Raw genomic sequence first — 12,388 nt, 5'->3', positions numbered from 1 at the left:
GCCGCGGCGGCGTCGCGGACGTCGCCGAAGGCGTCGAGCCAGGCGAGGACGGAGGGGGCGAGGTGCCCGCCGTGCTCGGCGTCGTGGGCGAGGAGCGCGGTCAGGCGGGGGTCGCGGACGGTGGGCGCGGCGGCGAGGAGGCCGAGGGTCTCGGCCAGCAGGACCTGGGCGCGGACCTGGGCGAGGTCGGCGACCTGGGCGTCGACGTGGCCGGAGACCATCGCGTCGAGGATCCGGTCCGCCTCGCGGCGCGACGCGGCGGCGCCGGCGAGCGTGGGCGCCACGGTCCCGAGCGCCCCCCGGACCAGGATGCCTCCGGTGGCGTCGCCCTTCCTGCCCGTCGCTGACGCGGCGCCCGCAGCTCCGGCGGTGACCGCATCACCCGCCGTGCCGCCCGTGCCGCCCGCGCCGCCGGGGCCCCGCCGGGCGGGGCCCGAGCTCGCGCCCGCGGGGGAGAGGTGGCGGGTCGCGGCCTCCGCGAGCTCGCGGGCCCAGCCGAGCAGCGTCGCGGGGGCGACGCCGCGCGGGAGTTCGGGCAGCAGCACGTACGCGCGTTCGTCGACCGCGGCCGTCAGCGCGCTGCGGTGGCGGGCCGCGGCGTGGACCGCCATCAGGCTGAGCGTCTCGTCGCGATGCAGCTCGTCCGAGCCGGGGCCGGAGCCCGGCAGGGCGAAGCCCAGGACCGCCGCCGGACGCTTCGGGTCGAGGCCCAGGTGCCCGGCGAGGGACTGCGCGCCGGTGGTGCCCTGCAGCACGCCTGAGAGCAGGTTCTGGGTGAGCCGCAGCTCCGAGCTGACCGAGCGGCGGCGCCGCATCAGCTGCAGCGCGGCGACCCGGGCCGCGCCGAGCAGCGCCTGGTCGGCGCGCTCGGTCAGCGGGGTCGCCCCCTCCTGCACCCAGATCGTGCCCAACTGCCGCTCCCCGGAGCGGATCGCGACGACGAGGCGGCGGCGCAGCCCCAGTTCGGGGTGCTCCTCGATGGAGACGACGGAGTCGCCCGCGCGCAGCTGCTGGAAGACGCCCCACTCGCGCAGCTTCGACAGGTACGGTTCGGGGCCCTGCCAGCCGAGGATGGTGAGCCGGCGCAGATCGTCGATCTCGTCGGAGTCGGCGGACCGCGAGTAGGCGAGGATCCGGTTGGCGGTGTCCTCGATGCTGACGATGCCGCCGGTCAGCACGGCCGTGGTCTGCGCGAGGGCGAACAGGTCGCCCTCCTCCGCGCCGCCCTCGGCGGGCAGCGTCGGGCGCCCGCTGCCGAGCGCGGCGCGCGCCAGCGCGTCCAGGTGCTCCCAGCGGACCTCGCGGCGCACCGACAGCAGCGCGATCCCGGCCCGCTCGGCGAAGTCGCGCAGCGTGTCCCGCTGCGCGGGGGAGTCGATCCGCACCGCGACCGCCGCCGCGCCGGCCGCCGCGGCGGCCCGCAGCGCCGGGATCGCCGCGCGTCCGCGCACGCCGATGGCCAGCACCAGCTCGCCCGGCCGGGCGGCCGGCGGGTCCTCCGGGTCCAGCAGGCCGACGTCGACGGCCTCCACGTCCAGGCCCGCCGGGGCGCACTGGAGCTCGACGACCGGCTCGCCGAGCGACATCAGCAGCTGCCTCAGGGTGATCCCGACGGCGCCCGGCGCCGGCAGCGGGAGTTCCTCCCCAGGGTTGTCCGATCCGACATGCTCCATACCTGGATGCTATGCGACCGGACAAAGAGCGGCCCTGGCCTCCGGGCCTAGCGTGAGCATCGACGCGAGAACCGCGTCGTCCCGATCCGCTGGGCGGAGCGTCCACCGCATGCACCACGACTGCGTGCGGTGGCCCTCCTCCGGTCCGATCCTGAGGACAGTCGACACCTCCAGAACTCAGAGGAGCATGCGCGTGTTGGACGCTGTGACCCAGATTCCGACGCCGGTCAACGAGCCGGTGCACAGTTACGCTCCGGGCTCCGCCGAGCGGGCCCGTCTGGAGGCCGAGCTGAAGCGTCTGGGCGGCCAGGCGCCGGTCGAGCTCACCATGACCATCGGCGGGGTCAAGCGCCTCGGTGGCGGCGAGCCGATCGACGTGGTCCAGCCGCACCGTCACGCCGCCGTGCTCGGCACCATGCGCAACGCCACCGCGGACGACGCCCGCGACGCCGTCGAGGCCGCCCTCGCCGCCGCCCCGGCCTGGCGCGCGCTGCCCTTCGACGAGCGCGCCGCCGTCTTCCTGCGCGCCGCCGACCTGCTCTCCGGCCCGTGGCGCGAGACGCTGGCCGCCGCGACCATGCTGGGCCAGTCCAAGACCGCGCAGCAGGCCGAGATCGACACCCCGTGCGAGCTCGTCGACTTCTGGCGCTTCAACGTCCACTTCGCCCGCCAGATCCTGGCCGAGCAGCCGATCTCCTCGCCCGGCGTGTGGAACCGCACCGACCACCGCCCGCTCGAGGGCTTCGTCTACGCGATCACGCCGTTCAACTTCACCGCGATCGCCGGCAACCTGCCGACCGCCCCCGCGCTGATGGGCAACACGGTCGTCTGGAAGCCGTCCCCCACGCAGCAGTTCGCCGCGCACCTGCTGATGCAGCTGCTGGAAGAGGCGGGCCTGCCCAAGGGCGTCATCAACATGGTGACCGGAGACGGCCTGGCCGTCTCCGAGGTCGTGCTGCCGCACCGCGACCTGGCCGGCATCCACTTCACCGGCTCGACCCCGACCTTCCAGCACCTGTGGAAGACGGTCGGCGAGAACATCGCCTCGTACCGCACCTACCCGCGTCTGGTCGGCGAGACCGGCGGCAAGGACTTCCTGATCGCCCATCCGTCCGCCGACCCGGCCTCGCTCACCACGGCGCTGGTCCGCGGCGCGTTCGAGTTCCAGGGCCAGAAGTGCTCGGCGCTCTCCCGCGCCTACGTCCCGGCCTCCCTCTGGGCGCAGATCAAGGACGACGTCAGGGCCACGACCGAGTCCCTGACCATGGGTGACGTCGCGGACCTGTCGAACTTCATGGGCGCCGTCATCGACGCGCGCGCCTTCGCGAAGAACAAGGCCGCGCTGGAGCGTGCCGCCGCCGACCCACAGGTCGAGGTCCTCGCCGGTGGCACCTGCGACGACTCGGTCGGCTACTTCGTCCGCCCGACCGTCCTGGTCGCCGCCGACCCCGCCGCGGAGTACTTCCGCGACGAGTACTTCGGCCCGATCCTCGCCGTCCACGTCTACGAGGACGCGGAGTGGGACGCGACGCTCGCGCAGATGGAGTCGGTCTCCTCGTACGGTCTGACCGGCGCGGTCTTCGCCACCGACCGCGCGGCCGTTGCGCACGCGGCCTCGGTGCTGCGCTTCGCGGCGGGCAACTTCTACGTCAACGACAAGCCGACCGGCGCCGTCGTCGGCCAGCAGCCCTTCGGCGGCGGGCGTGCCTCCGGCACCAACGACAAGGCCGGTGCCGCGCAGAACCTGCTGCGCTGGACCTCGGCCCGCTCCATCAAGGAGACCTTCGTCCCGCCGACGGACCACCGCTACCCGCACATGGGCTGACGCCCCGTCGCGTCGCCCTTCCCTGAGCCGCCGCGCCCCCTCAACTCCCCCCGTGGAGGGGGCGCGGCACCCACCCCCACTTCTTCTGCTTCTCCTCCTCCGTGCCCTGGAGTTTTGACATGCTCCGTTCCACCCTGCTCGCGGCCTCCCGCTCCCCGCGCTCCCGCAAGCTCATCGAGCAGTTGCCCCCCACCCGCGCCATCGTCAACCGCTTCGTCGCGGGCGAGACCCTCGTCGACGGCGTCTCCGTGACCCGCGACCTGGTCGCGACCGGCCGCCGGATCACCCTCGACCACCTGGGCGAGGACACCTCCGACGCCACACAGGCCGCGGCCACGGCCGAGGCCTACGAGAAGCTGCTCGCCGCCCTCGCCGAGAGCGGTCTCGCCGACCGGGCCGAGGTCTCCGTCAAGCTCTCGGCGGTCGGCCAGTTCCTGCCCCAGGACGGCGAGAAGGTCGCCCTCGACAACGCCCGCCGCATCTGTGAGGCGGCCGGCGCCGTCGGGACCACGGTCACCCTGGACATGGAGGACCACACCACCACCGACTCCACCCTGGGCATCGCCCGCGAGCTGCGCGCGGACTTCCCCTGGCTCGGCGTCGTCCTCCAGGCCTACCTCCACCGCACCGAGGCCGACTGCGCCGAGTTCAGCGGCCCCGGCAGCCGCGTCCGCCTCTGCAAGGGCGCCTACCAGGAGCCGGCCTCGGTCGCGTTCCAGAAGAAGTCCGAGGTCGACCTCGCCTATGTCCGCTGCCTCAAGGTCCTGATGGCGGGCGAGGGTTACCCGATGGTCGCCTCCCACGACCCGCGCCTCATCCGCATCGCCGGCGAGCTGGCGGCCGCCAACGGCCGTGCGGCGGACTCCTTCGAGTACCAGATGCTCTACGGCATCCGGCCGGAGGAGCAGGAGCGCCTCATCGCCGAGGGCAACACCATGCGTGTCTACCTCCCCTACGGCAACGAGTGGTACGGCTACTTCATGCGCCGCCTGGCGGAGCGCCCGGCCAACCTCACCTTCTTCCTCCGCGCCCTCGCGACGAAGAGCTGAGAAGTACCTCGAGGCAAACTCTTCCGGGCCTCCGGCCTGCGGCGATACGATCAAGTCACTGGCTTGACCGGCCAGTTGGCCCCGGCGTGTTCCCCCCGTGCACGCCGGGGCCCCTTGCGTGCCCGCACGGCACGCCTTCCGCCGACAGCTCCACGCTCGTCGGCCCGGCCAGGTACGCGAAGAAGCTCACGGTGCCCTTGTCCATGAGCTTCCGCTTCAGCCCCGCGAACAGGCCCTTCGCGGGCGGCGCTGGTGCTACTGCGACTGCTTGGCCGGCTGGATCGACGTGAAGGTGCCGGTCGTGCACGAGGGCACGCCGTTGATGACCGCGGGCTGGTAGACGCCGTCCACGAAGAACGTGGTGCCGGAGGTGTTGGTGCTCACGCACACCCCGAGCGGGCCGAGGTTCGCGTCGCTGCCGGACTTGCCCGCCGGGCCCACCGCGCCGACCTGGCCGCGCGGCCCCGGGGCGCCGACCGCGCCCCGCGCTCCCCGGGCGCCTTGGTTGAGTTCGCCCGTGATGACGCCCGAGGCGGCGCCGGAGAGGATCGCGGCGGAGAGGCAGACGGCGAGTATGACCTTGGGGCTCATGGGGTCCTTCGTGTGGGCAGGGCAGACCCACGCTCGACCGTGGAGGGAGAGCGGGGGATCTGTGCAGGAAGTGTGTGCAAGCGGAACGTAGCATGGCCGGCTCACGGTCCGTCAGAGACGGTCGGGCGTCGAAACCGGATCGTGTCCGAGGCCGGTGAAGTGCTTGCGCGGCAGGCCAGTTGAGCCGAGCATCGCAGGAGCATAGGTGCCGAGCGGAATCGGCGAAACGGCCGGGGTCAGTTCTGGGTCGGCTGCGGGGACGTCGTGGGGGACCAGCCCAGGGTGACGGCCCAGTGGTCGGAGCTCGCGCCGCGGACGGAGACCCGGACCTGGGAGGAGGCGGAGTCCCTCTCCATCACGTCGTACTGCCCGGGGGAGTCGCCATCGCAGTCCACGCCGCTGTAGGAGGCGATCCCGCCGAGGTCGACGGTGATCGTGCCGGGCCCGCTGCAGGCGACGACGAGGGTGAGGGTGCCGGGCTGGATGCGCGGAACCGTGCCGAGCTCTGCCGACCCGTTGCGGCCCGCGGCCTGCAGCAGGACCTGGCCGGGGCCGTCGAGCGCGGGCGGGGTGCTCGTGTCACTGATCGGCCGGGCCGGGGCGGCGGAGCCGGCCGCAGCGTGCGTGGCGGGCGCCGACGGGTTGCCGGAGCAACCTGCCAACGCCGCCAGACCCACGGCGAGGATCGCCGGTCGAATCACCTGGCGCATGCTCGGCCGCATCTCGCTCCCCCATAATGGACGTGCGGAGGAACATGGACGCCCGCCGGCCCGGCCCGAAAGTTGACCGCCACCTCAGGCGTCGAGGGTCATGCGGGCGTACGGGGTGTTGTAGTCGAGCCCTCCGGTGCCGCTCCAGCCGCCGATCTGCGGCTGGATGACCCAGCGGCCGAGGCGGGCCGTGCGGCCGAAGGTGACGCGCAGGTAGACGTGCCCGACCGCGTTCGGCTTGAGGGGGATTCCACCGTCGACGTAGGGCCAGTCCACGCCGCTCGGGCCGAAGAAGCGCTTCGCCGGGGTGATCCACTTGTGCGTCGTCGGGTCGAGGAGCTGGATGGACAGGCCCTTGGACCACGGGTTCCGCGGGTCCGTCGTGTTCATCAAGCCGAGGTAGTAGTCGTCGACGCTGATCGTGTGACGCGAGGTCTGCTTGTACCAGAGGCTGAAGACGATCGTGCCCCCGCGCCTGAGGCTGTTGGGTACCCCATGGACCCACTCGTACAGGGCGTTGGGCTTGACCGACTGCGCGGCGTGCGCGGTCCGGACCGCCGGCTTCGCGGCTGCCGCCGCCTCGCCGCTGATCGGGATGACGGCCATGCATGCCGCCGAGACCGTGAGCGCGGTGGCGCGCCTGATGTTGATCGCCATCGGTTCCCCCCTGCAGGTGATCGTCGGCGGGATCGTACACGGCTGCCGCCTCACCGCGGTGGCAATCGCCGTTCCTGCCGGGTGAGGACGGCACACCTCGCCGGCGTCACCCGTCCGCGTGAGGGCGCGTGGTTCGGGCCCGGTGGGCGTCATGTCCGGGCCATCATGGTGTTCGACCAGCACCGACCGCCCACGCGGACGAGCAGCACGCTGACGGGAGACCATGATGACGAACCCGCCGGACTGGAGGCGCTTCGTCGACCACGTCGAGTCGATCCCGGAGAAGATCTACGAGCACTGGGTGCCCGGCACCGGGTGGGACAACATCACGCAGTTCGGCGCCGAGTACGGGTGGAACGGCGTGCCGTGGTGCGCGATCTTCGAGTGGTGCATGTTCCACGACGTGGGCATGGACGCGATCGTCCCGAAGACCGCCGCCGTGGCCGAGTTGATGTCCTGGGCGCAGGCGCACGGGCAGTGGTCGGAGTACCCGTCGATCGGCGCGCTGACGATCTTCGGCGGGGACGTGCACACCGAGATCGTGACGGGCTTCGACGCCGACACGGTCTACACCAAGGGCGGCAACTCGATCCAGGCCGGGGCCACCGACAACGGGCAGGGCAACGGCGTCTGGTCGCACCAGCGCGCCCGTCGGGATCCGTACGTCACCGGGTATCTCGCGCCGCGCTTCCCGGACGGGGTCTGCCCGCCGACGGCGGACCCGGCCGATCCGCGCGGCGGGCGGGCCGTGGTGTCGTGGCGCTGGAGCCCGCTCCCGGTGCCGCCGCCCGCGGCGGCCTATGCGGAGGAGACGGTGCTCGCGTATCTGCCGCCGATCCCTGCGGGCGCCGACACGGACGTGCCGGTCGAGCCCGCGGGCACGACGGACGCGCCGGTCGGTGGGGCCCGCAACGGTCCGCTGTGGCTGTGCGTGATCCCGCAGGGCGGCGCGGACGGCAGCGTCGCCGTCTCGATGCGGACGGGCGGGGCGTGGGGCGCGCCGGTGGAGCACCCGGTGGCGGCCGCCGACGGGAAGCTGGTCCTCCCGCTCCCGGGCGACGGCTCCGTCGACGTGGTGCGGCTGCACCCGACGGTGCCACTGCAGGGCTACGTGACCGGCCGCCAGCTGGCGTGACCCGCGGCCCGCTCGTCGCTCAGCCGAGGGACGAGCCCGTGGCCACCACCACGCCGTACAGGTCTGCGACCGTGGCCAGCGCGGCGCGGTGCAGTTGCCGCGCGGGCACCTCGCCCGCCGGAGTGGCGAGCGCGCGGGTCGCGCACGCGTCCGCGACGACGGTGGCGTGGTGGCCGCGCAGGAACGCGCCCTGGGCGGTGAAGGCGACGCACATGTGGGTCATGAACCCGGCGACGACCAGCCTGCGCTGACCGGCGGCGTCGAGCAGCTCGCCCAGCTCGGTGTCGAGGAACGCGTCCGGCCTGGTCTTCACGACCGTGCGCTCGCCCTCGCGCGGCGCGACCGCGGGGTGGATCCGACCGATCTCGTCGCGGATGTCGTACGGGGTGCCCGGGCCGCCGTCGTTGACGACGTGGATCACGTGCGCTCCGGCGGCGCGGGCGCGGGCCAGCAGGTCGGTGCCCGCGTCGAGCGCCTCCTTCCAGCCCTCCAGCTCCATCACGCCTCGCGTGTAGGTGTTCTGGTAGTCGATCAGGATCAGCGTGGAGTCGGCCAGTCGGGCCGGCTCCTGGTCGAAGCCGTTGAGCTCGCGCAGGGTCGTCGTCGCCACGGGAGGCGCCCTCTCGTTCGGGGTTCACGGGGTCGTGCACGACTCACGCTACGATCGCGCCGGAGCCCGCGGCCATGTCGTCCGACCTGCAGATCCGGACACCGAAGGGCGCGCTCCGGCGTCATGGACGGGGGAGACGCGCAGGTGGGAGCGGTCGCACGACGCATCGTCATCATGCTGTTCGACGGAGTCGACCTGCTCGACGTCACCGGCCCGCCGGAGGTCTTCTCGCTGCTCCGGCGGGAGACCCCGGACGCCTCGGGATACCGGGTCGAGCTGGCGGCGCGCACGCCCGATGCGGTGCGCACCGCCGCCGGGGTGCGTGTCGTGCCGGACGTGACGTTCCGTCAGGCGGTGGAGCGGCGGATCGACACGCTCATCGTGCCGGGGTCCGTGCGGATGGACGAGGACCGGCGGGTGCACGCCGTCACCACCCCCGAGGTGGTCGCCGCCGTGCGGGAGTTGGCGGCTCGTTCGCGTCGCGTCGCCTCGGTGTGCGTCGGCGCGCACCTGCTGGCGGCGGCCGGCCTGCTGGACGGCAAGCGCGCCACCACGCACTGGTCCACGGCCGCGCAGCTCGCCGCCGACTTCCCCGCGGTGCGCGTGGACGCCGACCCGATCTTCGTCAAGGACGGCCGGGTGTGGACGGGAGCGGGGATCACCGCGTGCCTGGACCTGTCGCTCGCGCTGGTCGCGGAGGACTTCGGCGAGGCGATGGCGCTGCGGGTGGCCCGGCAGCTGGTGATGTACCTGAAGCGCCCGGGCGGGCAGAGCCAGTTCAGCGTGCCGACCGAGCCGGTGGCCGTCACACGCCGCGTCGACGAGTTGCGGCACCACATCCTGCGGAACCTGGACGCCCCGCTGACCATCGCGGACCTGGCCCGCCGGGCGAGCGTCAGCGAACGCCAGTTGACCCGGATCTTCAAGACGGAGCTCGGCGCGACGCCGGCGGCGTATGTGGAGTCCGTCCGGGTGGAGGCGGCCCGCGACCGGCTGGAGTCCGGCGACGACACCCTGGACCGGGTGGCCGCGGCCTGCGGGTTCGGCACGGCCGACACCCTGATCCGGGCGTTCCGGCGCCGGCTCGGCACGACCCCGACCGACTACCGGCGGCGCGTGCGGGGGTGAGCGGGCGCTATCCGGCGAGCTGTTCGGCCACGGCCGGCGCGGTGTGTGCGGCGTGTCCGGCGTGTCCGGCCTGGGCGGACTGCTGGTCGGCGGCGCCGAGCCAGATCCGGGCGGCCGTCTGGACGGGGAGCTGCAGGGCCTCGCAGAGGCCAACGATCGTGCCGAAGCCGGGGCTGGGCATCCGGCCGGCTTCGATCTTGCGCAGCGTCTCCGGCGAGATGCCCGCGGTACGGGCGATCAACTCCGGATCGCGACCGGCGCGGGCCTCGCGCAGCAGGGCGCCGAGCCGCCGGCCTGCTTCGACCTGCTCCGGTGTGAGGGGGATGCGGACCATGCCCCCATCGTAGTCGGTATTAAAGTACCGAGCTGTGCTACGCTCCGTCGCAGCACAGGTATTTAAATACCGGCGGCGTGCGAAGACCCGAAGAGGAGACCCGGTGATCGAGCTGAAGAGCGCCCAGGCGATCGACAAGATGGCGGTCACGGGCCGTTTCGTCGCCGAGACGCTGACGGAGCTGGCGGACCTGGCCCGGCCGGGCGTCAACCTGCTCGACCTGGAGCGCCGGGCGCGTCGGCGGGTCGAGGAACGCGGCGCGGTGTCCTGCTACTGGGACTACGCCCCCTCCTTCGGCCGCGGGCCGTTCCGCAACGTCATCTGCCTGTCGGTCAACGACGCGGTGCTGCACGGCCTTCCGCACGACTACGTGCTGCGCGACGGGGACGTGCTGAGTCTCGACTTCGCCGTGTCCGTCGACGGCTGGGTCGCCGACTCCGCGCGCACGGTCGTGGTGGGCACCGCCCGCGCGACGGACACGCGGCTCGTCGAGTCCACCCGGGCCGCGCTCGACGCCGGTATCGCCGCGGCCGTCCCGGGCGCGCGGATCGGGGACGTGTCGGCGGCGATCGGCGCCGTCGCCCGCGCCCACGGCTACCCGGTCAACGTGCAGTTCGGCGGCCACGGCCTGGGTCGCACCATGCACGAGGACCCGCACGTCCCCAACGCGGGCCGTCCGGGGCGGGGCATGATCCTCCGCCCCGGCATGACGCTCGCGCTCGAACCCTGGTGGTCGGCCAGCTCGGACGAACTGCGCGTCGACGACGACGGCTGGACGCTGCGCTTCGCCGACGGCTCGCGCGGCGCGCACTCCGAGCACACCATCGCCGTCACCGAGGACGGCCCCCGGGTGCTGACCCGGCTCGACTGAGACCGCTCCGCCGGACGCCGCGGGCGCTACCGCACAGACAGCAGGACGACGAAACAGGCGACGCTCAGCAGCCAGAGCGCCGGCAGCGCCCGCCACAGCCGGGGCCGACCTCCTGGCCCGGCCTCGCCGCCCGTCGCGGTCCCGCTCGGGCGCGGCCTGACGGAGGATCACCGGCGGTGTCCACGTGGCCGGCGTGGACACCGCCGGGCGGTCTGGCTCAGGAGCCGGCCGGCCAGGTGATCTGCGTGGAGTGGTAGTAGTTCACCCCCATGGCCTTCCAGCGTGGCCCCTGCGCGCCGAGGCGCGCGTCGAAGGCCGTCTGGTCGTGCGTGGACCACGGGGACCAGCCCAGCTCCGCAAGCGCGGGCAGGCGTGGGAACGCCATGTACTCGATGTCGGCGGAGGTGACGATCGTCTCCGTCCACAGCGGGCCCTCCACGCCCGCGACTTCGGAGCCGGTGACGCCGGTGAGGTAGTTGCCCGGGTCCCAGCCGTAGGCGGTGTTCACGTCGACGAGGCCGGCCCAGGTCTGGCCCAGCCTGGTCTTGCGGTTGTACTTCATGTCCAGGTAGGCGTGGTTGGCCGGGGACATCACCACCTTGGTGCCGTTCGCCGCCGCGGCGGCGACGGTGGGCGCGCTGGTCGTGGTGCCCCAGAACTGGGCCTGCGCGCCGGCGGGCGGCGTGCCCGCGTTGGTGATGTCGTGCCAGCCCATCACCGACTTGCCGTGGGCGGCGACGATCTGCTCGGCCTTGCCGATGAAGGTCGAGTAGTCCGAGGCCGGGGTGGAGCTGGCCTCGTCGCCGCCGATGTGCAGGTAGGGGCCGGGTGTCAGCGCGGCGATCTCGCCGAGCACCTGGTCGACGAAGGTGTACGTGAGCGGCAGCGACACGCACAGCGAGCTGAAGCCCACATTGGTGCCGGTGTAGAGGGCCGGGGCCGTGCCGCTGCAGTTGAGCTGGGCGTAGGAGGCCAGGGCCGCGTTGGTGTGGCCCGGCATGTCGATCTCCGGGACCACGGTCAGGTAGCGGGACGCCGCGTAGGCGACGACCGCCGAGTAGTCGGCCTGGGTCCAGTAGCCGCCCGCTCCGCCGCCGACCTCCGTGCTGCCGCCGTAGGTGGCCAGGTTGGGCCAGCTGTTGACGGCGATCCGCCAGCCCTGGTCGTCACTCAGGTGCAGATGCAGGTAGTTGACCTTGTACAGCGCCAACTCGTCGATGTAGCGCTCGACCTGGGCGACGCTGAAGAAGTGGCGGGCGATGTCGAGCATCGCGCCGCGGTAGCCGAAGCGCGGGTAGTCGAGGATCGTGCCGCCGGGCACCGTCCACGGGCCCGGCTGGACGCCGGGGCTCATCACCGCGCCGGGCAGCAGCTGCAGCAGCGTCTGCACCCCGTGGAAGAGCCCGGCCGCCTGCTGGGCCTGGATCAGCACACCGCTGGTGCTGACGGTGAGTTGGTAGCCCTCGGCGCCGACGGTCGCCGGAGCGCCGGTCAGTGAGAGGGCGATCGTGCCGGGGCTGGTCGCGCCCACGGTGAGCGGGAGCACGTAGCCGGTGGACGCCCGCAGGACGCCGGCCAGGTAGCCGCCGGTGTTCGCGTCGTCGGAGCTGAGGGTGGCGTTGGCGGGCAGCGTGAAGGTCGTGCCGTCGGCGGTCTCGCTGACCGGGGCGGGTACGACCACGTTGGGGAAGGTGCTCGCCGCGGCGGCCCGGCCCGCGCCGGCACTGAGGCCGGCGCAGACCAGACCGAGGGCGGTCAGCACCACGACGAGCAGTCGGCGCGGGCTGAGCCGCTTCATGCGGTGA

12 protein-coding genes are annotated in these 12,388 nt (G+C 73.1%); 5 read left to right on the top strand and 7 right to left on the bottom strand.

Annotated elements, in window-relative coordinates:
- Positions 1-1,673: helix-turn-helix domain-containing protein (locus DN069_RS02945; protein ID WP_111499201.1), on the bottom strand; the 1,673-nt coding region annotated here is incomplete at its 3' end.
- Between the two features lie 196 nt (positions 1,674-1,869).
- On the opposite strand from DN069_RS02945, the gene pruA reads away from it, so the two are divergent.
- On the top strand, positions 1,870-3,498 hold the full coding sequence (gene pruA, locus DN069_RS02940; RefSeq protein WP_111499206.1) for an L-glutamate gamma-semialdehyde dehydrogenase: 1,629 nt from the start codon (positions 1,870-1,872) through the stop codon (positions 3,496-3,498).
- Between the two features lie 119 nt (positions 3,499-3,617).
- Positions 3,618-4,547 (top strand): proline dehydrogenase family protein, encoded by a 930-nt coding sequence (locus DN069_RS02935; RefSeq protein ID WP_111499200.1) that lies wholly within the window; start codon positions 3,618-3,620, stop codon positions 4,545-4,547.
- 255 nt (positions 4,548-4,802) lie between these two features.
- Here the strand turns inward: DN069_RS02935 and DN069_RS02930 are convergent, their stop codons facing one another.
- The 3 genes from DN069_RS02930 to DN069_RS02920 all read right to left on the bottom strand — a co-directional run bounded on the left by DN069_RS02930 (position 4,803) and on the right by DN069_RS02920 (position 6,505).
- A complete protein-coding gene (locus DN069_RS02930) occupies positions 4,803-5,138 on the bottom strand; it encodes a hypothetical protein (RefSeq protein WP_111499199.1) in 336 nt (111 codons plus the stop codon).
- Between the two features lie 236 nt (positions 5,139-5,374).
- Positions 5,375-5,848, bottom strand: a complete 474-nt coding sequence (locus DN069_RS02925) for a hypothetical protein (RefSeq protein ID WP_133259813.1) — start codon at positions 5,846-5,848, stop codon at positions 5,375-5,377.
- A gap of 84 nt (positions 5,849-5,932) precedes the next feature.
- Positions 5,933-6,505 (bottom strand): hypothetical protein, encoded by a 573-nt coding sequence (locus DN069_RS02920; protein ID WP_111499197.1) that lies wholly within the window; start codon positions 6,503-6,505, stop codon positions 5,933-5,935.
- A gap of 226 nt (positions 6,506-6,731) precedes the next feature.
- Here DN069_RS02920 and DN069_RS02915 point away from each other — a divergent pair, with 226 nt between their 5' ends.
- Positions 6,732-7,640 carry a hypothetical protein gene (locus DN069_RS02915; protein ID WP_133259812.1) on the top strand — a complete coding sequence of 303 codons (909 nt, stop codon included), beginning with the start codon at positions 6,732-6,734 and terminating at the stop codon, positions 7,638-7,640.
- 19 nt (positions 7,641-7,659) lie between these two features.
- Here the strand turns inward: DN069_RS02915 and DN069_RS02910 are convergent, their stop codons facing one another.
- Positions 7,660-8,250: an isochorismatase family protein gene (locus tag DN069_RS02910; protein WP_111499195.1), complete on the bottom strand. Its 591-nt coding sequence runs from the start codon at positions 8,248-8,250 to the stop codon at positions 7,660-7,662.
- 144 nt (positions 8,251-8,394) lie between these two features.
- Here DN069_RS02910 and DN069_RS02905 point away from each other — a divergent pair, with 144 nt between their 5' ends.
- On the top strand, positions 8,395-9,378 hold the full coding sequence (locus tag DN069_RS02905; protein ID WP_165845348.1) for a GlxA family transcriptional regulator: 984 nt from the start codon (positions 8,395-8,397) through the stop codon (positions 9,376-9,378).
- A 7-nt stretch (positions 9,379-9,385) separates the two neighbouring features.
- Here the strand turns inward: DN069_RS02905 and DN069_RS02900 are convergent, their stop codons facing one another.
- Entirely contained in the window at positions 9,386-9,712 is a 327-nt protein-coding gene (locus tag DN069_RS02900) for a helix-turn-helix domain-containing protein (protein WP_111499194.1), read from the bottom strand.
- 103 nt (positions 9,713-9,815) lie between these two features.
- Between DN069_RS02900 and map the strand changes: the two genes are divergently transcribed.
- On the top strand, positions 9,816-10,583 hold the full coding sequence (gene map / locus DN069_RS02895; protein WP_111499193.1) for a type I methionyl aminopeptidase: 768 nt from the start codon (positions 9,816-9,818) through the stop codon (positions 10,581-10,583).
- Between the two features lie 217 nt (positions 10,584-10,800).
- On the opposite strand, the gene DN069_RS02890 is transcribed toward map, so the two are convergent.
- A complete protein-coding gene (locus DN069_RS02890; RefSeq protein ID WP_111499192.1) occupies positions 10,801-12,381 on the bottom strand; it encodes a beta-N-acetylhexosaminidase in 1,581 nt (526 codons plus the stop codon).
- Between the last annotated feature and the right edge of the window lie 7 nt (positions 12,382-12,388).

This window comes from Streptacidiphilus pinicola (assembly GCF_003258295.1).
GTDB classification, from domain to species: domain Bacteria; phylum Actinomycetota; class Actinomycetes; order Streptomycetales; family Streptomycetaceae; genus Streptacidiphilus; species Streptacidiphilus pinicola.
The sequence above is the reverse complement of the archived record's forward strand: the minus strand, read 5'-3'. Positions and strand labels throughout refer to the sequence as shown.